This is a genomic window from Pseudomonas sp. FSL L8-0168 (assembly GCF_037976155.1).
In the GTDB taxonomy this organism is placed as follows: Bacteria; Pseudomonadota; Gammaproteobacteria; order Pseudomonadales; family Pseudomonadaceae; genus Aquipseudomonas; species Aquipseudomonas paracarnis.
In genome coordinates this window covers 1,629,749-1,654,304 of sequence record NZ_CP150262.1, presented here as the reverse complement: position 1 = coordinate 1,654,304, position 24,556 = coordinate 1,629,749, and the positions used below count along the sequence as shown (strand labels likewise).

Sequence of the window (24,556 nt, the reverse complement as noted above, 5' to 3'; positions counted from 1 at the left end):
TATTCGTCGAGGCTCGGTATATTCACCCCGAGCTTACGATAGCCATGAGGGCGCGTCGTGTGGACAGGGATAGTCATATGAGTCGAGCACACTTGCGAGCTATTTTTTTAGCTTCGCTTATGGGCGCTGCAATCAGCACGCCCGCAGCCGCCGCTGAATCTTCGGTGTATCTGTATAACTGGTTCGGGTTTCTTGAACCGCAGACGCCCAAGCAATTCCAGCAGGAGACCGGCATCAAGCTGCATATGGATGCTTTCGACAGCGCCGAAATCATGCAGAGCAAGGTCATGGCTGGGCGCACCGGCTATGACCTGGTGGTGGCCACCTCCAATGTATTGCCGGGCTTGATCAAGGCCGGGGTGCTGCAGCCGCTGGACCGCGCGCAGTTAAGTAACCTTTCGCACATCGACCCTGACATCCTCTCCCTGCTGGCGGTCAATGACCCCGGTAACCGCTACGCCGTGCCCTATGTCTGGGGCACCACCGGCATTGGCTACGACGTGGATAAAGTCAAGGCGGCGCTGGGCGATGACGCCCCGGTGGACAGCTGGGACCTGATCTTCAAAGAAGAAAACATCAGCAAGCTCAAGTCTTGTGGCGTGGCCATGCTCGACTCCCCCAGCGAGATCATTTCCATTGCCTTGCACTACCTGGGGCTGCCCAGCAACAGCACTGATCCCGAGGATTACCAGAAGGCCCAGGCGCTGCTGTTGAAAATCCGCCCCTATGTGCTCTATTTCGATTCGTCCAGAATCGACACCGACCTGGCGGACGGCAATATCTGTGCAGTCGTCGGCTGGGCCAATGGTGCCCTGGCGGCGCAGGCGATTAATGAAAAGTCCAACAGTGGCCGCAAGATTGCCTACAGCCTGCCGCGCGAAGGCGCCTTGGTCTGGTCTGAAAACTGGGTGTTGCTCAAGGACGCTCGCCACCCAAAGGCCGCTCTGGCGTTCATCAACTACATGCTGCGGCCACAGGTGATAGCCAAGACATCCAACTACATGCTCTATCCCAACGCCAATAAAGACGCCACTGAGTTCGTCGAACAAAAGTTGCGGGATAACCCTTGGATCTATCCCGATAAAAAGACCATGGCCACACTGGTTCCGCTTGAGCCCTTGCCGCTGAAGGCGGAGCGCATTCGCACACGGGTCTGGACCAAGGTCAAAAGCGGTACGTGACGGGGACGAGGTCGGGGAGGGAGACAGCATGCGCCAGGGTGGTGATCAGCGCTATTTAGAGTCGGACGACTACAAGGCCTACAAAGAGATTGAAGAGCAGATCGGCCTGTGTACGCCAGAACAGGCCTGGGCCATGTACTACGTTTCGACGGGCATGGTGCGGGAAAATATTACCCTGGCGGTGATGGAGCACATTGGCCGGGGTAATCGTGCCCTGTTGCTTGAGTTTCCAGATCTGGTGCGAGTCGCAGGGCGTGACGCTGAGCCGGGTGAGATCGCCTCAAACTGGCCTCTGCTGCGAAGGCGTCGTCGATAAGTCTACTGTGCGTATCTCTGGATGGGCGAGGTGCAGGCGGTTGTAGGTTATTATTGTGAAGCTTGTAGGGAAAGTCTGTGTTTTTTGTAGGGTGGATGCCTTTTCGCCCTGTGCTCTCTACTCTGGCCACCCATTCTCCTTGTCCACTTCAGAGAACTGACCGGATGCTTCAACTCGATTTCTATTCAACCCTCGTTGCCGCTTCACTGGTGCTATTGCTGGGGCGCGGGCTTGTGGCTCGCATCGGCTTCTTACGTACCTACAACATTCCGGAACCCGTAGCCGGTGGCCTGTTGGTCGCCATGCTGCTCCTGGCGTTGCGCGGGTTTGCCGATATCGAAGTACGCTTCGATCCTTCATTGCAAACCCCCTTGATGCTGGCGTTCTTTGCCACCATCGGTTTGAACGCCGATTTTGCCAGCCTGAAGAAAGGCGGGCGGATCCTGGCGGTGTTTCTGCTGGTGGTAACGGGCTTGCTGGTGGTGCAAAACGCCATGGGTATCGCGCTGGCCTCGGCGCTCGGGCTTGACCCATTGATGGGCCTGCTTGCGGGTTCGGTGACTCTGTCCGGTGGGCATGGCACCGGTGCGGCCTGGGGCGCGGTGTTCAGTGAGCAGTATGGCGTGGCGTCTGCGTCTGAACTGGCGATTGCCTCGGCGACCTTTGGCCTGGTGCTCGGTGGCCTGATCGGCGGGCCCGTGGCGCGTTTTCTGATCAAGCGGGTCGAGGTGCCAGGTATTGGGCAACCGCAGTCGAGCCTGGCCAAGGGGTTCGAACAACCGAATGAAGAGCGCCTGATCACCGCGTTTTCGTTTATCGAGACCCTGGCGCTGGTGGCGATCAGTCTGCAGGGCGGCAACTTGTTGAATGCCGCCATCCAAGGCACCGCGTTCGAATTGCCGACGTTCGTGTGCGTATTGTTCGTCGGTGTGGTGCTGCGCAATGGGCTGTCGATGCTCGGCTGGCATCAGGTGTTCGAGCGCGAAGTCTCGGTGCTGGGCAATGTCAGTTTGTCGTTGTTCCTGGCGATGGCGCTGATGTCACTCAAGCTCTGGGACTTGGCGGCACTGGCTTTGCCGATTGTCATTCTGCTGGCCGCACAGGCATTGCTGATGGCGCTGTTCGCGATTTTCGTGACGTTCCGGGTGATGGGCCGCAACTACGATGCGGCGGTGCTGGCGGCAGGCCATTGCGGCTTCGGGCTTGGCGCAACGCCCACGGCGATTGCCAATATGCAGGCGGTAACGCAGCGCTTCGGGCCCTCGCAGATCGCGTTTCTGGTGGTGCCGATGGTGGGCGCGTTCTTCATCGATATCGCCAATGCGGTGGTGATCAAATTGTATCTGGCGCTGCCGTTCCTGGGGGCCGCTGGGTAAGTTTTTCAACGCCTGCCTACGGCGTTCATCGCCTGGGCCAGGCGCCGCGTGGCTTGCTGGATTTCATCCCGGTCGAGGGAGGCAAAGCCCAGGCGCAGCGCGTTTACCGGCTGGTCGTTGGGTGAAAACTGACGACCGCTGCGCACCACGACGCCGTGGTCCAATGCGGCGCTTGCCAACTTATCGACGTCTATTTCTTCCTCGAAACGTACCCATAGCGCCAAGCCCCCCTCGGGTTCGCGCACCTGTATGCGAGCGCCAAACGCCTGGTCCAGGCAGTCCTGCAGCACGGATCGGCGCGCCCGATATTCTTTCGACACGCGGCGCACATGCTTCTTCAACTCCCCGTCATTGATCAGGTCTGCCAGCATGGCTTGAGCGACCGCGTCGGCATCGCCCAACATCAGCGCGGCATTGCGCTGCAGGGCTTCAATCACAGAGGTGGGCGCGACGATATAGCTGCAGCGGAACGTCGAGCCCAGCACTTTGGACAACGAGCCGATATACAGCACATGGCGTTGGGCGCGGTCACTGGCCAGCGGTAGGTAAGGGCGGCCACTGAAATGATATTCGTGGTCGTAGTCCTCTTCGATAATGCACAAGTCATGCAGCGCGGCCAACGCCAGCAAGTGTTGCCGGCGGGCGGCATGCAGGCTCACGGTGGTGGGGAACTGGTGATGGGGCGTGAGGTAAATCATGCGCACCTTGTGCTCACGGCATAAGCGCTCGACCTGGTCGGTGCGGCAACCTTCATCGTCGATGTCGACCGTGACCAACTGAGCCCCGAGCTGACGGAAAATTTCCCAGGCCGGTGGGTAGCTCAAGCGTTCCACCAGTACCACGTCGCCGGGCTTGAGCAGCAGGCTGGCGCTCAGGTACAGGGACATCTGGGTGCCCTGGGTCAGGCAGATATTTTCGGCAGTGACCGTCAGCCCACGGTTGTTACGCAGCATCTCGGCCAGGGCACAGCGCAAATGATAGCCGGTGCCCTCACTCCCGTAACGCACGGTATTGGAGGCGAAACTGTTGCGCAATGCATGGCGATAGTAACGGTGCAAAACGGCCTGGGGCAGCAGGCGGTGGTCGCTGGTGCCGTTGTCGAAAAACAGCGCGCCGTGTCGATGCTCAAGCGCGACCACTTGGGCGTTATGGGTGAAATAGGGTACCGCTGGTTGGTCCAGTAACTGCGGTGCGAAAGACGGTTGTGTAACGCTGGGCAGTTGCGTGGGTGTCAACTGCGCATTGACGAAGGTGCCACGGCGCGGCTCGCTGATCAGCCAGCCCTTGGTCATGGCTTCTTCGTAGGCCAGGATCACCGTCTTGCGGTTGACGTCGAGCAAGTGTGCCATTTCCCGCGTGCCCGGCAGTAACGTCCCGGGCGGCAGGCGGCCTTCGAGGATGGCATTGACCAAGCCTTCGGCGATCTTGCGGTAAGTCGCCTGGCTTGCACCTTCTTCAAGCCGGAGCAGTGGACGCCATTTACGCATCTGGACCATCTGAAATATCCAAATCTGGAGGTTTTAATGGGCCTAGTCTAGCGCAACAATCAAGCCTTACTTATCCCGAGGTCTTTATGAATAAACGTCATGTCATCGAACTGTCGCCCTCGGGGAAAACCTTTGAAGCGGGCGATGAACTCTTGCTCGACGCCATGCTCGCCAGCGGCTTGGCCGTGCCGTTCTCCTGCCGCCGTGGCGCCTGCGGTTCGTGCAAGGTGGTGGTCGCCGAAGGTGCGTACCGGGCCAAGCGCCTTGCGCCGGGTGCGCCGGCGCCTTCTTATCCTCTGGCAGCCAATGAAATGTTGTTATGCCAGAGCCACGCCTGCGGCGACATGCGCCTGCGTATTCCCGGCTGGTCGCTGGATACGCCCGCGCTGGTAGTGGCGGCGCAAGTGCATAGCAAGCGTGCGCTGGGCCCCGATGTGATCGAGTTGGTATTGATACCCGAAAGCCCAGTGGCGGTGCGGCCTGGTCAATACCTCAAGTTCCGCCTGGCGGACGGTGACACGCGCTGCTTTTCGGTTGCCAACCTGCCCGCCGATGATGAAGGGCGGTTGATCTTCCAGATTCGAAGGGTGAGTGGCGGGTACTTTTCCGAGGGTATCCTGGGTGATCTCGGCGCGGGTGAGCGTCTTCACGTGGAAGGGCCGTTTGGTGCCTGTACCTGGCAGGACGATGAGGCGGCGCCCGTGGTCCTATTTGCCACGGGCACGGGTTACGCGGGCATCAAGCCTATCCTGCTGACCGCGCTCAAGCGCGATGTCGAAGTGACGTTGTATTGGGGTGGCGCGCAATCGGCGGACTTTTATGACAGCGCCTTCCTCGACCACGCGATGCTTGAGCATCCCCGTTTTCGCTGGCATCCCGTGCGGTCATCAGAGGGCAGGGTGCAGGAGGTTGCATCGGGTCACGGGCATCACTGGGAGCAGGCCCAGGTGTATGCGTGCGGTAATGGTGCAATGCTCAGCCAGGTGCGCACCCATTGCCTTGAAGCGGGGTTGGCTAGCCACCGGTTTATCGCGGAGGCGTTTGTTGCCAGTGGTCGGTCAAGTGCGGAAACGGTTTCCCTGTCGTTCGACCCGGTCTGGGAGAAAGTCGGCCCGCGTTATTCCTTGGACGGCATGTTGGCTGCGCGGGAAAAATCCATGCGTGCCCTGGGGGCCATTGCCAGCCAGTTGAAGATCGGCATGACCACCGGCGAGGCCCTTGAGATGGCCGCAAGGCAACTGCAGGCCATGGGCGCTTCGCACACCTGGCATCCGACCTACATTCGTTTTGGCGCCGACACTGTGCGCCCACCGCGCGAGGGTGTTGATCGTCAGCGCAGGCTGCGCGCTAATGACATTGCCGTGGTCGATCTTGGCCCGGTGTGGGATGGCTACGAAGGGGACTATGGCGATACGTTTGTGTTCGGCGATGCGCCGTTGCACCAGTCCTGCAAAACGGCCGTGCACGAAGTGTTTGATGAAACACGCCAGGCGTGGCTGCGTGGCCTGACTGGGCGTGAACTCTACGACTTCGCCGAGCAGAGCGCCCTGTCCAAAGGCTGGAGATTGGCACGCAACCTGGCAGGGCACCGCCTTGCAGATTTCCCCCATGCGTTGTTCGAGAGCAAAGTGTTGGCTGACCTGGAGATCCCACCGAGTGAAATGGCCTGGGTGCTGGAAATACAGCTGTGCCATCCCACTGAGTCGGTCGGTGGTTTCTTTGAAGACATGCTGATGTTGCAAGGCTGATGTTGCCAAGTTGTGCTTGGCGCGATAGCCCTGCAAAGCGAGATCTCACCCACACCGCCGATCTCCTGTGGGAGCTGTCGAGCTTTAGCGAGGCTGCGAAAGCGGTGGTTCAGGCGCTGAAGAGGGTGCCTGTGCCGCCGCCATCGCAGCCTCGCCGGGGCTCGACAGCTCCCACATTGGGGCGGTGTTGTTGTCGGGAGTTGTGCTTGGCTCGATGGCCCTGCAAGGCGGGATTCCACATACACAGCCGATCCCCTGTGGGAGCTGTCGAGCTTTAGCGAGGCTGCGATAGCGGTGGTTCAGGCGATGAAGAGGTTGACTGTGCCGGCGCCATCGCAGCCTCGCCGGGGCTCGACAGCTCCCACATTGGGGCGGTGTTGTTGTCGGGAGTTGTGTTTGGCTCGATGGCCCTGCAAAGCGTGATTCCACATACGCCGATCTCCCGAGCTTTAGCGAGGCTGCGAAAGCGGTGGTTCAGGCGCTGAAGAGGGTGCCTGTGCCGCCGCCATCGCAGCCTCGCTGGGGCTTCAACTGGGTCAGAGCTTCGGCAATTGCCCGACGCGGCCCATCATTTCGGTGACGATCTGCAGGTCCAGCAAGAACTGTTCAACCGTCTTGAACTCACTGTCAGTGTGCCCGGTGTACTTCTCTTCCGGGCGGGCCAGGCCGAATTGCACGCCGTTGGGCAGGTCGTGCACCGAGGTTGCGCCGGCCGAGGTGCCGAACTTGTGCGCCATGCCCAGGTTTTCAGTGGCCACTGCCAGCAAGGCTTTTACCCATTCCCCTTCAGGGTTGCGGTACATCGGCGTGTCCAGCGAGTAAGTGAAGCTCACGTTGACCTTGGCGTTCTTGTCCCAGGTGTTCAGCTTCTGCTCGATTTGCGCCTTGAGCGCCTCCGGGGTTTTACCTTTCGGTGCGCGCAGGTTCACGGCCAGTTTGAAGGCTTTGTCATCCTGCCCCACAAACGTCAGCGAGGTGGTCAACGGCCCCATGAAATCATCCGCGTAGCCCACACCCAATTTGCCGCCCAGGTAATCCAGGCCCCAGTTGTCGGCGGCATACCGCGCGGCATCGGTGATGTGGTTGTGCTGGAGGGCAACCTTGCCGTCGAGGCTGTGGATCAGGTCCAGCATACGCGCCACCGGGTTGACCCCGGTTTCAGGCTCGGAGGAGTGAGCGGATACGCCGGTAACCGTGAGTTTGACGTCCTTGCCATCGACCTTGGCCGTCACCTGGAAATTGCCACCATTGCGCTTGGCATAGTCGTCACCGGCCTGTTGCAAGCTGGCGGCCAATTCGGCTGGCGTATCGCTGACCAGCGTGGCCACCGAGGCCGATGGAATCTGGTTGTTCGCCTTGCCGCCGGTCATCGCGATGATTTGCGCGCCTTTGCCTTCGCCCTTGCGCACCGGGAAGGTGGCCATGACCGTACCCGAGCCTTTCTCGGCGATCACCACCGGGTAACCGCCATCCAGCGCCAGGTTGTATTGCGGCACGGGATTGCGTTCGAAGTAGTAAGGAATGGCATCACCGGCGGTTTCTTCAGTGGTGTCCACCAGCAGCTTGAACGTGCGCGCCAATGGCAGTTTTTCTTCCTTGATGACTTTCATGGCGTACATCGTCACCACGATGCCGTTCTTGTCATCCTCGGTACCGCGGCCATACATGCGGTCGCCAATCAGCGTGACCTTGAACGGGTCGAGTTTGGTACCGTCTTGCAGCACCCAGTTTTCCGGCGTCACGGGCACCACATCGGCATGGGCATGCACACCCACGACGTCATCACCGCTGCCCTCCAGGGAAATTTCGTACACGCGATTATCGACGTTACGGAAGTTCAGGTTGAAGGACTTGGCCAAGGCCTCGATCTTCGCCGCGATCTTGAGGAATTCCGGGTTTTTATACTGTGGCAGGCCGTCCACGTTGAACGTCGGGATTTCCACGAGTTCGCGCAGGGTTTCGAGCGCGGCTTTGCCGTACTTCACGCGGGTATAAATGCCCAGCAGGCGATTGATCTCGTTCTGCTGCTCGGCGCTCAGGGGTTTGTTGCCCAGAAACGCGCTGATAGCAGGGTCGGTGTCAGCCGATTTGCCCAGTTCGCTCTTGGCCAGGGTGCCGAGGAAACTGCGAAAATCGGTGGCCGAGTTCTCGCTGAAATGCTTCAGGATGGCTGCGCTTTGGTCTGCAGTGATGTTAGCGGATGCGGGAGTGGCAACTGCCGACAGGCTCGCGGCGAACAAGGTGGCAGCCACCAGTTTTTTCAGTGGAAAGTGCATGGTTAAAGGCATTCCTTTGCAGGTAGTGAGTAGGAGGTTTCTGACGGAAGAGTCAGAAACATTTCCACACACTACCATTACTCAGGTGCCCAAGGTCAATGCTGGCCAGGATGGGCCGCGGGATACTCCTCCGTCACGCTCAAGGCTCTAGCGTAAGGCCCATCCCACAGTTGTTCATGCAATTGGCCTACGCGCTTGGCCATCGCCTCACTGCGCATCACCACTTCCAGATTGCGCGAATTATCCAGGTAGCCGCCCAACCAATTGCTGGTGCCGACCCACGCCACTTGGCCGTCGATCTCCATGGTTTTGCTGTGGATCACCCGCGCATAAGGGATGAAGCCTTGCTTGGCCTCGGGCAGGGTGACGATCTTGATCTCGACATTGGGCAGTACCGCCAGGCTCTTGAGATAAGGCAGTTCCAGCGGGTCGGTGTTCCAGTTGGATACCATCAGCTTGATCAACACGCCACGGGCAGCAGCAGCGCGCACGGCGTTGTCGATCACCGCGTAGTACGGCCGGGTTCGATCCGGTCCGTAGGACAGCGGCGCGTAGTCGAGCAATTGCACGCGTACTTCTTTTTTGGCTTCGCCCAGCAGGCGCGGCAGTTCCAACTGTGAGTCGCCCACGCCGGGCGGGTTGTAGCGTTGCGGGCTGGCCACCAAGTAGTTGCCGGTACGTGCGGGTGCCGGGCCACTGGCGGGTAGCGGCACCGGTTGTTTACCCGCCAGCGCGGCCTGGGCTTGCCAGTCTTGCTCGAAGATCGCCTGCACCTGGCCCACCACCGTTTCGTCAGTGATGCGCAGCCCGGTTTCGTGGATATGCTCCAGGGCGCGCCAGTCGAAATTCTGACTGCCGACAAACGCCTGCTTGCCATCCACCAGCAGGTACTTGGCGTGGATGATGCCGCCGCTCAGTTGCCCGTAGGGCAGCACGCGCAAGGTCAGGTTGGGAATGGCGCGCAAGCGTTCCAGGGTGGCGGCATCCGACAGCTTGATGCCTTTTTCTTCGAGCAGGAAACGAATCTTCACGCCGCGTTTGCCGGCGGCTTCCAGGTGTTCAAGCACCGTGTTCATCACCGAACCAGGGTGGTCCGCGGCGTAGAACTGGCCGATATCAATGCGGCTTTTGGCGCCGTCGAACAGCTCGATCCATACCGGGCCGGGCTGGCGCAGATCGTCGGTGCCCAGGGCGGTGTCCACGGGTACGGTATGCACCAGTTCAAAGCCTGGAATGGAAAAGTCCGCCTGGGCCAGCGGACTGAGGAGCAAGCCGGTGAGGCCGGCGATACGCAACTTCATCGAAAGGGACATAAGCGTCTCATCGCACCAAAGGAAAAGGCGAGCGCCCAAGGCGCCCGCCCTGTAGGTCAAGCCGTGCGGCTGTGCAGCGGGGTGGGCACGCGATGGGTCACTTCATCCTGTGCGCGGGCACCGGTGGCGGCGCGGATCAACAGGATCTTCAACTGGTCGTTGATGCGCTCCAGGCTGTCTTGGAAGAAGTTGTGAAACACCACGCAAAACAGTGCGATGGCGATACCTAATCCCGTGGCGAACAACGCCGTCCCGATACCCCCGGAAATCTGCCCTGGGTCCGACACGCCCGCGGTGGCCAGTGCCTTGAAGGTGTCGATGATGCCGAGAATGGTGCCCAGCAGGCCCAGCAGCGGGGCGGCGGTGGTGATGGTCTCGATGATCCACAGGCTGCGGGCCAGTGGGGCGCGGGTCTTCAGGTACTGGGTATCGATTTCGTCGTCCAGGTCTTTGCGCGAACCGTGGGTTGCCTTCTGGGCCAGCACCGGCAAGATCATGTTCAGCGGCAGGCTGTCGCGACGGGTCAGGTTTTCCGGCAGGTCACGCTCGCTGTGCACATTGGCGCCCAGGGCGTCGATCAATGCGCGTGCCTGGCGGCGTACGTAGGCGAAGTAGATACCGCGTTCGATGGCGATGAAGATCGCAATGGCCATCGCCGCGTACATCACATAGAAGGTGACGTCGTGCAGCAGGTTCATATCCATGATGGTGTTCCTCTTGGGGTGAGTCTTAGAAATTCGCTTCCAGCGAAACCGTGACGGTACGGTCCAGGCCGACGATGTACGCCGGGTCGCCATCGCGGAAGCCGCTGTAGCTGGCCGCGTTGGTCTTGGTGGTGTACACGCCGTCCAGGTATTTCTTGTCGAACAGGTTGTCGACGTTCAGGCGCAGGGTCGCGTCCTTGACCACCTTCTTGTCCACCGGCAGGTAAATACCGGCGCCGAGGTTGAACACGGTGCGACCGGAAATCGCCTCGTCGTTGGTCAGGTCGCCGTAGAGCTTGCTGGTGTACTTGCCGCCGAAGGTGCCGTAGAAGCGCCCGTCGTCATAACCGATGTTGGCCGCCAGCATGTTCTTGGGCACGTTGGCGAACTGCTTGCCGCTGGTGGGCAGCACGATGGGTTTGCCGGCGTTGTAGACGGTCAGGTCATCCTGCTGCTCGGCCTTGGTGTAGGTGTAGGAGGTGTAGTAATTGAAGTGGTGGGGCAACTGGCCGCTCCACTCCAGCTCCAGGCCTTTGTTGACCACGGAGCCGGCGTTGATGTCGGCAAAGTCGCCGTTGATGTCCCGGGACGACACCTGGCGGTTCTTGAAGTCCATGTAGAACAGGGTGGCGGCCAGGCTCATGTCGTCGCCGCTGTAGCGCCAGCCCAGTTCATGGTTCCAGCTGGTTTCCGGCTCGGCGTCGATCGAGCCGGCGCCTTTGTCGTAGAGCACGTAGTTCTGCGGCACGCGCATGTTGCGCGACACGCTGTAGAACAACTGGTCACGCTCGTCCAGCTGGTATTTCAGGCCGGCGTTGGGCAGCAGTTTGTTGTAGGTCTGGTTACGTTTTTCCGGGCGTTCGTTGAGGCTGCCGTGGTTGGTGCCTTCACGCTCGACGTTCATGTAGGCCAGGCCTGCGATGAAGGTCCAGTCCGGGTTGATGTACCAGGTGTCCTGGGCCCAGACCTTTTGCGCTGGCGTCACGGTGAAACGGTCGCGGCCCTGCACGGTGTTGCCGTTGGCATCGACGATGGCGCTGTTGGAGTCCGGCCAGGTGTCCACTGGCTTGCCGTTGCTCTTGAGCGGAATGAACGGCTGGGTTTGACTCTGGCGTGCGCGCTCGTACCAGTAGCCGAATTGCAGGCTGTGGTCGCCAAGGTCCCAGGTCAGCTTGGTGGTGATACCCGGACGCCAGGTTTGCGTGCGTGAAGGGCGGTAGTACACGCCGCTGTTGGGTGTGCCGTCGGCGTTGTATTGGGCGGCCGTGGGCAGGTTGCCGAGGTCGAACACACCGCCCTGGTTGGAGCCACGGTTGAGGGCATAGCTGGATGAACCGACGCCGCTGCCATTGCCCCAGTAGTAATACGGGATCACGGACAGCGCGAGGTTATCGGCCAGTTTGAACTGGGTGTTGAGCACGGCGGTGAAGGTCTGGAACGGGTTCTGCGCCAGGGCGTAATAGCTGTTGTATTTGCCGTTGCTGCCCACGCTCGGGGTGGCAGGGTAAGGGTCGTACTTGCGGCCATATTGCTGGAACTGCGCCTTGGTCAACTGGCTGTAACTGTTGTTGTCCTGCTCGTGGTACTTGAGGATCAGGTTGGCGGTGTTGCCATTGCCGGCGTCGAAAAAACTGTTCCACTCCACCTTGTCCGCGCGTACCGCGCCCGAGCCGCGCCACATTTCACCTTCTGTGTGGGACACCGACAGCCAGTTGCTCAGGCCGTTGATTTCGCCGGTGTTGAGGCGGGCAAAAGTCTTGCGCGTGGCGTTGCTGCCGACGACCTGTTTGACGAAGGCACCGGTTTCCTTGGTCGGGCGAATCGTGACGATGCCAATGTTGCCGCCGCTGGAACCAATGTGCGGGCCGTCGGATTCCGCAGCGCCCTGGGTGACGAAGATCTGGTCGATGTTTTCCGGATCGCCCAGCAGGTTGGAATACAGCGCGTAGTTGCCCGAATCATTGATCGGCATGCCGTCCACCGACATGCCCACCTGGTCGGAGTTCATGCCGCGCATGGTGAATCGAAAGCCCGACAGGCCAGTGTTGTCTTCACTGGAGATGTTCAAGCCGGGGGTGTACTTGAGCTTGTCGATGGCATTGCCGGTGGCCGCCTGTTTATCCAGTGCTTCCTTGGTTACCGTGGAGCGGCCCTTGATGCTTTCCTCCGGCACCATGTAACCGCCTCCTGCGGTCGCCTTGCCTTGTACCCCAATGGTGCCGACGTCACTGTCGCTGGTCTCTGCCATGACCATTCCCTGGGTCATGCTGGTCGCGGCCACTAGTGCCAGATGAATACGGGTGAACTTCATCACTGTCGTCCTGGTGTCGGGTGCTTATTGCACGCTGTAGTTGAAGGTGGCGGTGAAGCGCTGCTCATTGCGCCCCCCGAAGGCTTGCTCGGGGAACGGTTTGACTTGCTTGATGCGACGCAAGCTATTGGTGGCGGCCCGGTTGAGCAGCATGCTCGAGGCCTGGGTTTGTAAACCCGAGTCGAGGACACGGCCTTGACGGTCTACCAGCAACCACACCACCACCTCGCCGCTCGGGCGTTCGAGGGACGCCTGGCGCCCGGTGGGGTACTGCTTGTAGGTGTCCAGTTCGTTGCGCAAGCCTTTGAGGTAACCGCTTTCCAGGGCCTGGCCATCGACCTTCGGTGGCGCCGGTGGGGCAGGCGTCGGTGCCGCTTGGGTGACGACGGCCGGGGCTGGCTTGGCGGCCACCGGTGGCGGCGTCGGCACGGGCTTGGCGACCACGGGGGCAGGCTTGGGCACAGGTTTTGGCTTGGGTTCAGGTTTGGGTTTGGGCAGCGGCTTGGGCGGTGGCGGCGGGGGCGCCGGCTCGGCCTCTTCCTCTTCGATCATCGGCGGCGGCGGTTCTTGCTCCACCACCGGTTCCGGTATGACTTGCGGTTCCGGCTCGACCAAGGCCAATTCGACCGCCGACTCGTCATACACCGGCTCGACCTTCAATGTCTGGGACTGGATACCCAGTGCAATCAGCACCAAGGCGATCAGGGCCGGCACACTGCCCAGCAGCTGACGCACGCGAAACAGAGCGTACATGGTCAGGACTTACGCGTAGCAATGGACACGGAGGTGAAGCCACCCAGGCGCAGGGTGTCCATCACTTCCACCAGGCGCGAAACCTCCACGCCTTTATCGCTGTTGACGATGATCGTCGACTTGGTATCGGGCTTCTCGGCCGCCTTCAGCGCCGGCACCAGGGCCTCCACCGTCAGGTCCTTGCCGTCCAGTTGCAACTGGCCTTCCAGGCCCAGGGTGAGGATGAATTTGTTTTGCGGCTTGAGCTGCTGCGAACTGCTGGCGCTGGGCAATTGGGTCTTCATGCCGAGCGCGGGAATCACGTTCAGGCTCACCAGTACGAAAAACACCAGCAGGAACATCATCACGTCGATCATCGGGATCAGCTCGATGTGCGCCTTGCGTTTCTTGGGTTCGTCCCAGGTTCTCATTCCGTTACCCCGTCATTGAATTAGGGGCAAAACGCTAACAGCCAAAAATGACCGATTGGTTAACTTTAATTGACCGTTTAGAGGCTCTAGGACGCGTCTTTCAGAAAACTTACCGGTCAGTTTTCGGGCGTAATGAAACTGACACTCGGGGCCTCCATGCTTGAGAAATTTATCTTGAGAGCCGGCTCCCATGCCCACTGCACTGCCTCAATTGACGACCCCGCGACTGCTGTTACGCGCCCTGCATATGCACCAGGCGCAGGTGCTTTTCACGCTTGCCAACGGGCCGAAAATTGCCGACAACACGGCGAACATTCCATCGCCCTACACCCTGGAAACCGCCCAGGATTTTATTGCCGGGGCCGCCGACAAGTACCGCACTGGTGAACTGCTGAACCTGGGGATGCATGTGCGCGGCACCGACGAATTGGTCGGCATGGTCAGCCTGCGCATCAATGCTCGCCATCACTATGGGCACTTGGGTGGCTGGGTGGCGGCGCACTGCCGTAACCAGGGGTATGCGGCAGAAGCGGCGAACGCGGTGATGGATTTCGGCTTCGAGGCGCTAGGGTTGCAGCGCGTGGGCAGCCAGTGTTTCGCGCGCAACAAGGAATCGGCGCGGGTCATGGAGAAGATCGGCCTGCGCTATGAAGGCTGCATGCACCAGGCGTTCCTGAAGAACGGCGTGTATGAGGACTTGCTCGGGTTTGCCACCGTGCGTGATGACTGGGAGCGCTGCTTGTGAGCGGCGACGTCGACCACGGCCGACGCCGGGTCCTCGGCGGGTTGGTGGTCGCTACCGCCTTTTCCATCCTCAGCCCGTTTGCGCGCAGTGCCGGGGTGGATTATCCGTTCACCCTCGGCGTGGCTTCCGGCGACCCGTTGCCAGATGGCTTTGTGATCTGGACGCGCCTGGCGCCGTTGTTCAACGCCGCGGATGGCCGTGGCGGCCTGAGTCGCTCGGTGCCGGTGCGCTGGCGGGTGGCCAGCGATGCGGCGATGACGCGCATTGTGAAGCAGGGCGAAGTATTGGCGACGCCGCGTTTCGCTCATGCGGTGCATGTCGAGGTGGCGGGGCTGGCGGCAGATCGGCCGTATTGGTACCAGTTTGAAGGGCTCGGTGCGCAGAGCCCGGTGGGCCAGTCGCGCACGATGCCGCCGTTGCAGGCCATGGCCTCGGCCCGGCTGGGGTTTGTGTCCTGCTCGCATTGGGAGCGCGGTTACTTCAGCGCCTACCGACACCTTGCCGCCGAGCACCCGGACCTGGTGTTTTTCCTCGGTGATTACATCTACGACAGCTCCTATGCGGCGGAGTCGGGCAAGGTGTTTCGTTCTCACGGCAGCGGCAACGCGCAAAGCCTGAGTGATTACCGCAACCGCTACGCACTCTACAAGACTGATCCAGACCTGCAGGCCCTGCACGCCGCAGCCCCTAGCATCGTTACCTGGGACGACCACGAAGTACAGAATGACTACGCCAACCGCTGGTCCCAGGACCCGAAAGTGGCGGTGGCGCAGTTTCTCAAACAACGCGCGGCGGCTTATCAGGCGTTTTACGAACACATGCCCCTGCGTGCCAGCAGCGTGCCGAAGGGGCCGGACATGCGCATTTACCGGCGCCTGGATTACGGCCGGCTTGCGCGTTTCCATGTGCTCGACGGTCGCCAGTACCGTTCCGAGCAACCGTGCATCGCGGCCAATGGCAGCCACCAGGGGCATATTGTCACCGCCCCTTGCAGCGACCTGCGTGACCCTGGCCGCACGTTGCTCGGCTGGCAGCAGGAAGCCTGGCTGGACCAGGGCTTTGCCCAGTCTGGAGCGCAGTGGAATGTGATCGCACAAGACCTGCTGGTGGCGCCGCTGATGCAGCGTGACCTCACCAACCATAAGCTTGGCCGCTGGACCGATGGCTGGGATGGCTACATGGCGAACCGCTCACGGATGCTGGCGTCGATCGTGCGCAATCGCGTGAAGAACCCGGTGTTCTGGGGAGGGGATATTCATTCGTTCTGGGCCACCGACCTGCATGCCGACGCAGAAAGGCCGGACTCGGCGGTGGTCGCCACCGAGTTTGTTGGCTCGTCGGTGACCTCCGACGGCCCGCCCTATGACGCGTTCATGAAGATCATGCCGCTCAACCCCCATGTGAAGTTTTTCGACAGTCGCCAGCGTGGGTATGTGTCGGTGGAGTTGGCGGCCAATAGCATGTTGACGAATTTTCGTGCGATCAGTGATCCGCGTGACCCGGCGGCGACGGTGTCGACGTTGAAGTCGTTCGTGGTTGAGCCGAGCAGGGCGGGGGCAATTGCCGTGTAGCCTGTTTCTTTGGGGCGATCCAATGTGGGAGGGGGCTTGCCCCCGATAGCGGTGTGTCAGTCACTGCATCTGCTACTGCACTAACGCTTTCGCAGGCAAGCCAGCTCCCACAGGGGAACTGAGCTTAACTGAATGGCATTAAGGCAAGCCTCCTCCCGCATTGATTTCATAGCGCACCGAGAGCGCGCCTTTTTTCTCCGACAACGCCAGGATCGTTACCTGGCCCAGTTCGCTCAGCGCTTGGACATGAGTGCCACCACAGGCGTAAGCCGGTAATTCGCCGAAGCCGACTTCGCGGGTGCCATCTTCCAGCGTCATATAGCGGGGATAGTCGGCGGCGATCCATGTGTTGACCCACTGCTGGAGCGTCTGCGCATCCATGTCTTGCGCGGTCTGGCCACGGATAAAGGTGATCTTGCCTTCGCCGGGCCAGTGGTGAGCCTTGATCGGCATCCAGCCCAGGCGTTCGCCGGCATTGCCAATTAAGTGCCCCGCCGAATGCAGGCGGGTGTGCAAGGCGCGCCGCTGTGCGTCGACTCGTGCAATGGCGGGTCCTGGTTCCAGGGGCTGGTCGACGTAGTGCACCACCTGTTCGGCTTCCTGCACGACCCGCAGTACCTGGCTATCGCCGAGCCAGCCGGTGTCGAACGGCTGGCCGCCGCCTTGGGGGTGGAAAATGGTCGACTGCACAATCACGGCGAATTGCTCTTCGTGCGGGGTGCAACTGAGCACTTCCAGCTCGGCCGTCAGGTGGTCGTGGGTAAAAAACAGGCGCTCGGTCATCATCTACATCCGCATCAGGGTTCTGTGGGCAGTATAAATAGTGCGCAGATGGGTGATAATCCGCTCAATTATCAATGGACCTGTGCGTCATGAGCATCAATCTTCCTTTACCGTTATTGGGTGAAATGGCGATTTTCGTCAAGGTCGTGGAAACCGGCAGCTTCTCCGAAGCGGCGCGGCAACTCAGCGTTTCACCTTCGGCGGTGAGCCGCAGCATCTCGCGCCTGGAACAAGCCCTGGCCACGCGCCTGCTGCAACGCACCACGCGCAAGCTGCGCCTGAGCGAGGGCGGCGAGGAGGTGTTCAAGCGTTGCCAGGAGATGGTCAATGCGGCGCGCTCGGTGATGGAAATCAGTGGGCAATTTACCCATGAAGCCGAGGGGCTGGTGCGGGTCAGTGTGCCCAAGGCGGTGGGGCGATTTGTGGTGCACCCGCATATGCCGGAATTTTTGCGGCGCTATCCCAAGGTGGATGTGCAATTGATCCTGGAAGATAGGCATGTGGATTTGATCGACGACAACGTCGACTTGAGCATCCGCATCACCGACAGCCCACCGCCAGGCTTGGTCGGGCGCCAGCTGTTGCCCATCGAACATTTGTTGTGCGCGACGCCGCAATATCTGGCCGAGCACGGTACACCGAGCCATCCCCATGATCTGCTTGGGCACAGTTGCATTTATCTGGGTGAAACACCGGGAGATTCACGCTGGAAGTTTCGCCAGGCTGGCAAGGCGGTAACGGTCGGCGTACGCGGCCGGTATGCGGCGAACCACACCGGGGTGCGGCTGGAGGCGGCGTTGCAGCATGTCGGGATTGCCAGCTTGCCGTATTTCACCGCGCGGCGTGCATTGGAAGCGGGGGAGTTGGTGCAGGTGTTGCCGGGGTGGGATTTTATTGCCTCGTACCATGGCGAGGCGTGGCTGCTGCATTCGCCCACACGGTACCTGCCGCCGAAGTTGCGGGTGTTTATCGATTATCTGGTGGAGTGCATGGCCAAGGAGCCCACGCTGCGGCGGCGGTAGGAGCGCGGTTGCTCGTTCCCACGCTCTGCGTGGGAATGCCACCTTGGACGCTCCGCGTCCTGCCTTTATGCCTGTGCACGGGTGACGCAGAGCGTCACAGGATAGGTTCCCACGCAGAGCGTAGGAACGAGCATAGTCGTCAGTGTTTGCTCTGGTCCTGAGGCATCGCCAGCAGCTGTTTTTCCTGGTTCCAGTCGAACGGTTCGTCGTTCTGTTCGGCTTCATAGCGACGTTCTTCCAGGGCCTGGTACAGGTCCAGTTCTTCGTCGGGCATGAAGTGCAGGCAGTCGCCGCCAAAGAACCACAGCAGGTCGCGGGGCACCAGGTGGGCGATTTGCGGGTAGCGCAGGATGACCTGGCTCATCAGGTCCTGGCCCAGGTACTGGCTTTCGATCGGGTCGATTGGCAACAGGGCGCGCAGTTCGTCGAAACGCTCCAGGAACAGCGAGTGGCTTTCCTCGGGTACCTGTTCGGCTTCGCCGACGGCAACCAGGATGCTGCGCAAGTGGTCGAGCAAGACGAGATGATCGGCAACGACGTTGGACACGAGATAAGGCCTCTAAAGCAAAAACGGGCGCGAGAGTATAAGCCTCTCGCGCCCGTTTTTATATGACCGCTCGACTCAGCGGACTTTACCTTCTGCCTGCATCAGCTCTTCCTTGCTGAAATCATCCACGTCGATCACCTTGCGTCGCGCCGCCTCGGCATCGCGCAGGGTTTGCGCCTCGGCCGGTTGCAGCACGCCGGCCTGCAGGGCCGCGTCGATGGCATGCTCGCCGGCAGCCGGCTTGACCTGGCCGCTTTTGAGCGCGCTGTGGAGTTTTTTCTGCAAGGGGTGGCTGGCACCGAGCAGGTCGTAGGCATGTTGCAGGGCGCCCACGGGATCTTCTGCTGATTGCGGGCGATAACAGCCGGCCAGCAATTCTTCCAGGGTCGGGTCGCCCTTGGCGCGGCCGATCACGGCTGCCACTTCGGCATCCAGCGCATCGGACGGGCCGGTATGACGACGCCCGAATGGGAACACGATCACCCGCAGCAGGCAGCCCAGCACCTTGTTCGGGAAGTTGCTCAGCAGCTCATCCAGTGCGCGTTCCGATTCGCCCAGGCTTTCTTCCATGGCCCACGCAAATAGCGGCTCCAGATGGTCCGGCGAGTCCAGGTCGTGATAACGCTTGAGCGCCGCCGAGGCCAGGTACATGTGGCTCAGCACATCACCCAGGCGGGCGGACAGGCGTTCGCGGCGCTTGAGTTCGCCACCCAGCAACATCATGCTCAGGTCGGCCAGCAGGGCAAACGCAGCCGCCTGGCGGTTCAGGGCACGGAAGTAGCCCTGGCTCAACCGGTTGCCCGGGGCTTTTTCGAAGTGCCCGAAGCCCAGGTTCAGCACCAGGGTGCTGGCGGCGTTGCTGACGGCAAAGCCGATGTGTTGCATCAGCAGGCCGTCGAATTCCTTCAACGCCTGGTCATGGTCTTCGCGGCCGGCCAGGGCCATTTCCTTGAGCACGAAGGGGTGGCAGCGAATGGCGCCCTGGCCGAAGATCATCAGGTTACGCGAGAGGATATTGGCGCCTTCCACGGTGATGAAGATCGGTGCGCCCTGCCAGTTGCGGCCCAGGTAGTTGTTGGGGCCCATGATGATGCCCTTGCCGCCGTGCACGTCCATGGCGTGGCTGATGCACTCACGGCCACGCTCGGTCAGGTGGTACTTGAGGATCGCCGACAACACCGACGGCTTCTCGCCCAGGTCCACGGCGTTGGCGGTGAGCATGCGCGCACTGTCCATCAGCCAGGCGTTGCCACCGATGCGTGCCAGGGCTTCCTGGATCCCTTCGAAGGCCGACAGCGGTACGTTGAACTGTTCGCGCACCTGGGCGTATTGGCCGGTCACCAGGCTGGTGAACTTGGCAGCGCCAGTGCCGACGGCGGGCAGCGAGATCGAACGGCCGACCGACAGGCAGTTCATCAACATCATCCAGCCCTTGCCGAGCATCTCCTGGCCACCGATCAGGTATTCCAGAGGGATAAACACATCCTTGCCGGAGTTGGGGCCGTTCATGAAGGCGGCGCCAAGCGGCAGGTGACGACGGCCGATTTCCACGCCAGGGGTGTCGGTAGGAATCAACGCGAGGCTGATGCCCAGGTCCTCTTCCTCACCCAGCAGGTGGTCTGGGTCATAAGCCTTGAAGGCCAGACCGAGCAAGGTCGCGACCGGGCCGAGGGTGATGTAGCGCTTTTCCCAGTTCAGGCGCAGGCCGAGGGTTTCCTTGCCTTCCCATTCCCCTTTGCAGATCACCCCGGTGTCGGGCATGGCGCCCGCATCGGAGCCGGCCAGCGGGCCGGTGAGGGCGAAGCACGGAATGTCGTCGCCGCGGGCCAGGCGCGGCAGGTAGTGGTTACGTTGTTCGTCGGTGCCGTAGTGCAGCAGCAGTTCGGCGGGGCCGAGGGAGTTGGGGACCATCACGGTGGAGGCCAGGTCACCGCTGCGGGTCGCGAGCTTCATGGCGACCTGGGAGTGGGCATAGGCGGAGAAGCCCTTGCCACCGTACTCCTTGGGAATGATCAGGGCGAAGAAACCATGGGTCTTGATGTGTTCCCAGGCTTGCGGCGGCAGGTCCATGGCCTGGCCGATTTCCCAGTCGCTGACCATGGCGCAGAGTTCTTCGGTGGGGCCGTCGATGAACGCCTGCTCTTCCTCGGTCAATTGCGCCTTGGGGTAGGCCAGCAATTTGTCCCAGTCGGGGCGGCCACTGAACAGTTCGCCATCCCACCATACGGTACCGGCATCGATCGCATCGCGCTCGGTCTCGGACATCGGCGGCAGCACTTTCTGGAACCAGCTGAACAGCGGCTTGGTGAAGTATTGGCGGCGCAGGTCGGGCAGCAACAAAGGCGCGGCCACCACGGCCAGGAGCACCCAGAAGATCAGCAGCAGCCAACCCGGTGCGTGGCTCCAGGCGCCCATCGCCAGCAGGTAGACGGCGACCACGCCCAGGGCGGGCAGGGGGGCAGTACGGCGGTGTGCCAGGTAGGCAATGCCGACCACCAGCACCAGTATCCACAACAACAGCATATTCAATCCTCCGTGAACCAGGGGCGAAACCACCAGGGAGCTTAGTCGGCATCCGAACAAGCCGGGTGATCAGGGTGTAACAAGGTGTACTGGGCAACCCATCAGCCGGCGCCGGCATTTGGCCGAATCGTCGTTATCTCTCTGGCAGGCCTGGTGGTTAAACTCCAGGCTCCCCTCGGAGATCAAGCTCATGAATACGTACTTGAGTCCCAGCCGCTTCATCGATAGTGACCACCCTGTGGTGGTGGAGTTCGCCGAGAAACATCGCGGAACCCGCCCGGATTTAAGTGACCAGGCAGTCAGTCTTTACTACGGGGTGCGTGAGGCCATTCGCTACAACCCCTATACCTTCAGCCGTGACCCCAACACCTTGAGTGCCAGCTTCGCCCTGGCGGCCGGCGAAAGCTACTGTGTGCCCAAAGCTACGTTGCTCGCCGCTTGCGCGCGCCACTGCGGCATTCCCGCACGCATTGGCCTGGCGGACGTGCGCAACCACTTGTCCACACCGCGGCTGCTCGCGCTGCTCAAGAGTGACGTGTTCGCCATGCACGGTTATACCGAGCTTTACCTGAACGGCCGCTGGGTCAAGGCCACTCCGGCGTTCAACCAGCAACTGTGCGAGGTGTTCGACGTGCCGCCGCTGGAATTCGATGGCCTGCACGACAGCGTGTTCCACGCGTTCAATCGCCAGGGTCAGCGTTCGATGGAGTACGTGGTGGACCACGGGCAATTTGCTGACGTGCCTGAAGCATTTTTCTTCGGGCATATCCGTCAGTGCTACCCGCACCTGTTTGCCGACGATGCGCCCACCCTGCTCGGCGATATGCAGAGCGATTTAAGCCGCGGCTGAACCGGCGTATGCTGCTGCCTTCATCCAGCCAAGTTCATCCACAATAAGGCGCGGTCATGCTGAAGATCTGGGGTCGTAAAAATTCATCAAACGTCAGGAAAGCACTGTGGTGCGCCGAGGAACTCGGCCTGGACTATGAAGCAATTGATGCGGGCGGGGCTTTTGGTGTGGTCGATACCCCCCAATACCGGGCCATGAACCCCAATGGCCGGGTGCCGGTGATCGAAGATGGCGACTTTGTGCTGTGGGAGTCCAACACCATCGTGCGTTACCTGTGCGCCAAGCAGGCATCGGACTTTTACCCCAGCGACTTGCAAGCCCGGGCCAACGCCGAAAAGTGGATGGACTGGACCACTTCCACGCTCGCCGACCCGTTCAAGGCGGTGTTCTGGGGCATCGTGCGCACCCCGGCTGACCAGCAAAACTGGGACAGCATCAATGCCGGGCGCCAAGCCTGTATCGACGCGCTCAAAACCGTCGAACAAGCCCTCGCCGAGCAACCCTACCTGTCCGGCCAGGCGTTCGGCATGGGCGATATTCCCTTGGGCTGCTTCATCTACGCCTGGTTCGAGATGCCCATCGAACGCCCGGCAATGCCGAATCTGGAGGCCTGGTACCAGCGCTTGCAACAGCGCCCGGCCTACCGCAAGGCGGTGATGACCGCGTTGACTTAATAAACACTATTAATACGGGTGACTGTACTTGTGCGGCATGGGCAAGCACCATGCTCGCATTGCATCGCCGGTTGAACTACCTGCGGTGTGCCCTCATCTATTCTTTCTATTCCCTTCTTTGGTGCGTATTCCGATATGAGTTCCGCTCTGTCCATCCGGCAGCTAACCAAAACCTACGGCAACGGTTTCCAGGCCCTGAGTGGTATCGATCTGGACGTTGCCGAAGGTGACTTCTTCGCCTTGCTGGGCCCCAACGGTGCCGGCAAATCCACCACCATCGGTATTCTCTCCACCCTGGTCAACAAGACCAGCGGCACGGTGAATATCTTCGGGCATGACCTGGACAAATCCCCGGCGGCGCTCAAGCGCTCCATTGGCGTGGTGCCCCAGGAATTCAATTTCAACCAGTTCGAAAAGACCTTCGACATTGTCGTGACCCAGGCTGGCTACTACGGCATTCCGGCGAAAGTCGCCAAGGAACGCGCCGAGCAGTACCTCACCCAACTGGGCCTGTGGGACAAGCGTGACGTGCCTTCGCGCTCGCTGTCCGGTGGCATGAAGCGACGCCTGATGATCGCCCGTGCCCTGGTGCATGAGCCGCGCCTGTTGATCCTCGACGAACCTACCGCCGGCGTGGACATCGAACTGCGCCGCTCGATGTGGACCTTCCTCACCGAACTGAACGAGAAGGGCATCACCATCATCCTCACCACCCACTACCTGGAGGAGGCTGAGCAGTTGTGCCGCAACATCGGCATCATCGACCACGGCACCATTGTCGAGAACACCAGCATGCGCAACCTGCTGGGCCAGTTGCATGTGGAAACCTTCCTGCTCGACTTGAAAAACAATCTCTCGGTGGCGCCGCAGTTGCTCGGCTACCCAAGCCGGCTGGTGGACAGCCACACCCTGGAGGTGCAGGTGGATAAGGCCATGGGCATCACCGCGCTGTTCACCCAGCTGGCGACTCAGAACATCGAAGTGTTGAGCCTGCGTAACAAAACCAATCGCCTTGAGGAGTTGTTCGTGTCCCTGGTGGAGAAAAATCTGGCGAAGGTGGCGGTATGAGTTCCGAACTGCAACCCAACCTTGTCGCGCTGCAAACCATTGTCTATCGCGAAGTGAAGCGCTTTACCCGGATCTGGCCGCAGACCCTGCTGCCGCCGGCGATCACCATGGTCCTGTACTTTGTGATCTTCGGTAACCTGATCGGCCGGCAAATCGGCGACATGGGTGGTTTCACCTACATGGAGTACATCGTGCCGGGCCTGATCATGATGTCGGTGATCACCAACTCCTACGGCAACGTGGTGTCGAGTTTCTTTGGCAGCAAGTTCCAGCGCTCCATCGAAGAGCTGATGGTCTCGCCGGTGTCACCGCACACCATCCTCATCGGCTACACCCTGGGCGGCGTGTTGCGTGGCCTGATGGTGGGGGTGATCGTGACGCTGCTGTCGCTGTTCTTTACCCACCTGCAGGTGCATCACCTGGGGGTCACCATTCTGGTGGTCGTGCTGACGGCGACGATCTTCTCGCTGCTGGGCTTTATCAACGCCGTGTTCGCACGCAACTTCGATGATATTTCCATTATCCCGACCTTCGTGCTGACGCCGCTGACCTACCTGGGCGGGGTGTTTTACTCCATCACCTTGCTGCCGCCGTTCTGGCAGACGGTATCCCTGGCCAACCCGGTGCTGCACATGGTCAACGCCTTCCGCTACGGCATTCTGGGCGTGTCGGATATCAAGATCAGTGTGGCGATCACCTTTATGATCGTTGCGACCGTGGTGCTGTATATCGGTTGTGCGCGGTTGCTGGTGAGTGGGCGTGGGATGCGTACATGATGTGGGATTGGAAATAACAAAACGGCCTCATCAGAGGCCGTTTTTTATTGGATGCACACCGAACAAATGTGGGAGCTGGCTTGCCTGCGATGGTATCGACTTCGCTTGACGGGTGTACCGAG

General features: G+C 60.8%; 21 protein-coding genes. 11 read left to right on the top strand and 10 right to left on the bottom strand.

Going from position 1 to position 24,556, the window contains the following annotated elements; genetic code table 11:
- Positions 1-77 precede the first annotated feature (77 nt).
- From MHH62_RS06960 to gltS, 3 genes are all read left to right on the top strand, one after another.
- The gene (locus tag MHH62_RS06960; RefSeq protein WP_014717764.1) at positions 78-1,181 is read left to right on the top strand and encodes a polyamine ABC transporter substrate-binding protein; all 1,104 of its coding nucleotides are present in this window, start codon (positions 78-80) and stop codon (positions 1,179-1,181) included.
- 28 nt (positions 1,182-1,209) lie between these two features.
- Complete coding sequence (locus tag MHH62_RS06955; RefSeq protein ID WP_014717765.1) at positions 1,210-1,497, top strand: hypothetical protein; 288 nt, start codon at positions 1,210-1,212, stop codon at positions 1,495-1,497.
- Positions 1,498-1,661: 164 nt separating this feature from the next.
- Positions 1,662-2,873, top strand: coding sequence for a sodium/glutamate symporter (gene gltS, locus MHH62_RS06950; RefSeq protein ID WP_014717766.1), 1,212 nt, complete (start codon positions 1,662-1,664; stop codon positions 2,871-2,873).
- A 5-nt stretch (positions 2,874-2,878) separates the two neighbouring features.
- Here gltS and MHH62_RS06945 read toward each other — a convergent pair whose 3' ends face one another.
- On the bottom strand, positions 2,879-4,369 hold the full coding sequence (locus MHH62_RS06945) for a PLP-dependent aminotransferase family protein (RefSeq protein ID WP_014717767.1): 1,491 nt from the start codon (positions 4,367-4,369) through the stop codon (positions 2,879-2,881).
- Between the two features lie 77 nt (positions 4,370-4,446).
- Here MHH62_RS06945 and MHH62_RS06940 point away from each other — a divergent pair, with 77 nt between their 5' ends.
- The gene (locus MHH62_RS06940) at positions 4,447-6,108 is read left to right on the top strand and encodes a M24 family metallopeptidase (protein WP_339232732.1); all 1,662 of its coding nucleotides are present in this window, start codon (positions 4,447-4,449) and stop codon (positions 6,106-6,108) included.
- Between the two features lie 536 nt (positions 6,109-6,644).
- On the opposite strand, the gene MHH62_RS06935 is transcribed toward MHH62_RS06940, so the two are convergent.
- The 6 genes from MHH62_RS06935 to MHH62_RS06910 form a co-directional block, all read right to left on the bottom strand.
- Complete coding sequence (locus MHH62_RS06935) at positions 6,645-8,384, bottom strand: dipeptidase (RefSeq protein WP_339232731.1); 1,740 nt, start codon at positions 8,382-8,384, stop codon at positions 6,645-6,647.
- A gap of 95 nt (positions 8,385-8,479) precedes the next feature.
- Positions 8,480-9,697 (bottom strand): phospholipase D-like domain-containing protein, encoded by a 1,218-nt coding sequence (locus MHH62_RS06930; protein ID WP_014717770.1) that lies wholly within the window; start codon positions 9,695-9,697, stop codon positions 8,480-8,482.
- Between the two features lie 56 nt (positions 9,698-9,753).
- Complete coding sequence (locus MHH62_RS06925) at positions 9,754-10,401, bottom strand: MotA/TolQ/ExbB proton channel family protein (RefSeq protein ID WP_014717771.1); 648 nt, start codon at positions 10,399-10,401, stop codon at positions 9,754-9,756.
- Positions 10,402-10,426: 25 nt separating this feature from the next.
- Entirely contained in the window at positions 10,427-12,712 is a 2,286-nt protein-coding gene (locus tag MHH62_RS06920) for a TonB-dependent receptor (protein ID WP_014717772.1), read from the bottom strand.
- Positions 12,713-12,736: 24 nt separating this feature from the next.
- Positions 12,737-13,465, bottom strand: coding sequence for an energy transducer TonB (locus MHH62_RS06915; protein ID WP_032901949.1), 729 nt, complete (start codon positions 13,463-13,465; stop codon positions 12,737-12,739).
- 2 nt (positions 13,466-13,467) lie between these two features.
- On the bottom strand, positions 13,468-13,875 hold the full coding sequence (locus MHH62_RS06910; RefSeq protein WP_014717774.1) for a biopolymer transporter ExbD: 408 nt from the start codon (positions 13,873-13,875) through the stop codon (positions 13,468-13,470).
- Positions 13,876-14,065: 190 nt separating this feature from the next.
- Here MHH62_RS06910 and MHH62_RS06905 point away from each other — a divergent pair, with 190 nt between their 5' ends.
- A complete protein-coding gene (locus MHH62_RS06905) occupies positions 14,066-14,620 on the top strand; it encodes a GNAT family protein (protein WP_339232730.1) in 555 nt (184 codons plus the stop codon).
- Entirely contained in the window at positions 14,617-16,191 is a 1,575-nt protein-coding gene (locus MHH62_RS06900) for an alkaline phosphatase D family protein (protein WP_020301087.1), read from the top strand. Before MHH62_RS06905 ends, MHH62_RS06900 begins: the two co-directional genes overlap by 4 nt.
- Positions 16,192-16,329: 138 nt before the next feature.
- Here MHH62_RS06900 and MHH62_RS06895 read toward each other — a convergent pair whose 3' ends face one another.
- Positions 16,330-16,974 carry a hypothetical protein gene (locus MHH62_RS06895; protein ID WP_019817272.1) on the bottom strand — a complete coding sequence of 215 codons (645 nt, stop codon included), beginning with the start codon at positions 16,972-16,974 and terminating at the stop codon, positions 16,330-16,332.
- An 89-nt stretch (positions 16,975-17,063) separates the two neighbouring features.
- Here MHH62_RS06895 and MHH62_RS06890 point away from each other — a divergent pair, with 89 nt between their 5' ends.
- Positions 17,064-17,996, top strand: coding sequence for a LysR family transcriptional regulator (locus tag MHH62_RS06890; protein ID WP_122300755.1), 933 nt, complete (start codon positions 17,064-17,066; stop codon positions 17,994-17,996).
- 139 nt (positions 17,997-18,135) lie between these two features.
- On the opposite strand, the gene MHH62_RS06885 is transcribed toward MHH62_RS06890, so the two are convergent.
- A complete protein-coding gene (locus tag MHH62_RS06885; RefSeq protein WP_003190109.1) occupies positions 18,136-18,543 on the bottom strand; it encodes a PA2817 family protein in 408 nt (135 codons plus the stop codon).
- A 75-nt stretch (positions 18,544-18,618) separates the two neighbouring features.
- Complete coding sequence (locus tag MHH62_RS06880) at positions 18,619-21,066, bottom strand: acyl-CoA dehydrogenase (protein ID WP_014717779.1); 2,448 nt, start codon at positions 21,064-21,066, stop codon at positions 18,619-18,621.
- Positions 21,067-21,256: 190 nt separating this feature from the next.
- Here MHH62_RS06880 and MHH62_RS06875 point away from each other — a divergent pair, with 190 nt between their 5' ends.
- The 4 genes from MHH62_RS06875 (at position 21,257) to MHH62_RS06860 (ending at position 24,434) form a co-directional block, all read left to right on the top strand.
- Entirely contained in the window at positions 21,257-21,916 is a 660-nt protein-coding gene (locus tag MHH62_RS06875) for a transglutaminase family protein (protein WP_014717780.1), read from the top strand.
- Positions 21,917-21,972: 56 nt separating this feature from the next.
- Positions 21,973-22,590, top strand: coding sequence for a glutathione S-transferase (locus tag MHH62_RS06870; protein ID WP_003190113.1), 618 nt, complete (start codon positions 21,973-21,975; stop codon positions 22,588-22,590).
- A gap of 135 nt (positions 22,591-22,725) precedes the next feature.
- The gene (locus MHH62_RS06865) at positions 22,726-23,658 is read left to right on the top strand and encodes an ABC transporter ATP-binding protein (RefSeq protein ID WP_014717781.1); all 933 of its coding nucleotides are present in this window, start codon (positions 22,726-22,728) and stop codon (positions 23,656-23,658) included.
- Positions 23,655-24,434: an ABC transporter permease gene (locus MHH62_RS06860; RefSeq protein WP_005786689.1), complete on the top strand. Its 780-nt coding sequence runs from the start codon at positions 23,655-23,657 to the stop codon at positions 24,432-24,434. The genes MHH62_RS06865 and MHH62_RS06860 overlap by 4 nt, the downstream gene beginning before the upstream one ends.
- Positions 24,435-24,556: the final 122 nt, after the last annotated feature.

What these genes read in the sequence shown, in the direction of transcription:
- MHH62_RS06960 (WP_014717764.1), top strand. Translation starts at nt 78, where the DNA reads ATGAGTCGAGCACACTTGCGAGCTATTTTTTTAGCTTCGCTTATGGGC.
- MHH62_RS06955 (WP_014717765.1), top strand. Translation starts at nt 1,210, where the DNA reads ATGCGCCAGGGTGGTGATCAGCGCTATTTAGAGTCGGACGACTACAAG.
- gltS (WP_014717766.1), top strand. Translation starts at nt 1,662, where the DNA reads ATGCTTCAACTCGATTTCTATTCAACCCTCGTTGCCGCTTCACTGGTG.
- MHH62_RS06945 (WP_014717767.1), bottom strand. Translation starts at nt 4,369, where the DNA reads ATGGTCCAGATGCGTAAATGGCGTCCACTGCTCCGGCTTGAAGAAGGT.
- MHH62_RS06940 (WP_339232732.1), top strand. Translation starts at nt 4,447, where the DNA reads ATGAATAAACGTCATGTCATCGAACTGTCGCCCTCGGGGAAAACCTTT.
- MHH62_RS06935 (WP_339232731.1), bottom strand. Translation starts at nt 8,384, where the DNA reads ATGCACTTTCCACTGAAAAAACTGGTGGCTGCCACCTTGTTCGCCGCG.
- MHH62_RS06930 (WP_014717770.1), bottom strand. Translation starts at nt 9,697, where the DNA reads ATGTCCCTTTCGATGAAGTTGCGTATCGCCGGCCTCACCGGCTTGCTC.
- MHH62_RS06925 (WP_014717771.1), bottom strand. Translation starts at nt 10,401, where the DNA reads ATGGATATGAACCTGCTGCACGACGTCACCTTCTATGTGATGTACGCG.
- MHH62_RS06920 (WP_014717772.1), bottom strand. Translation starts at nt 12,712, where the DNA reads ATGAAGTTCACCCGTATTCATCTGGCACTAGTGGCCGCGACCAGCATG.
- MHH62_RS06915 (WP_032901949.1), bottom strand. Translation starts at nt 13,465, where the DNA reads ATGTACGCTCTGTTTCGCGTGCGTCAGCTGCTGGGCAGTGTGCCGGCC.
- MHH62_RS06910 (WP_014717774.1), bottom strand. Translation starts at nt 13,875, where the DNA reads ATGAGAACCTGGGACGAACCCAAGAAACGCAAGGCGCACATCGAGCTG.
- MHH62_RS06905 (WP_339232730.1), top strand. Translation starts at nt 14,066, where the DNA reads ATGCCCACTGCACTGCCTCAATTGACGACCCCGCGACTGCTGTTACGC.
- MHH62_RS06895 (WP_019817272.1), bottom strand. Translation starts at nt 16,974, where the DNA reads ATGACCGAGCGCCTGTTTTTTACCCACGACCACCTGACGGCCGAGCTG.
- MHH62_RS06890 (WP_122300755.1), top strand. Translation starts at nt 17,064, where the DNA reads ATGAGCATCAATCTTCCTTTACCGTTATTGGGTGAAATGGCGATTTTC.
- MHH62_RS06880 (WP_014717779.1), bottom strand. Translation starts at nt 21,066, where the DNA reads ATGCTGTTGTTGTGGATACTGGTGCTGGTGGTCGGCATTGCCTACCTG.
- MHH62_RS06875 (WP_014717780.1), top strand. Translation starts at nt 21,257, where the DNA reads ATGAATACGTACTTGAGTCCCAGCCGCTTCATCGATAGTGACCACCCT.
- MHH62_RS06870 (WP_003190113.1), top strand. Translation starts at nt 21,973, where the DNA reads ATGCTGAAGATCTGGGGTCGTAAAAATTCATCAAACGTCAGGAAAGCA.
- MHH62_RS06865 (WP_014717781.1), top strand. Translation starts at nt 22,726, where the DNA reads ATGAGTTCCGCTCTGTCCATCCGGCAGCTAACCAAAACCTACGGCAAC.
- MHH62_RS06860 (WP_005786689.1), top strand. Translation starts at nt 23,655, where the DNA reads ATGAGTTCCGAACTGCAACCCAACCTTGTCGCGCTGCAAACCATTGTC.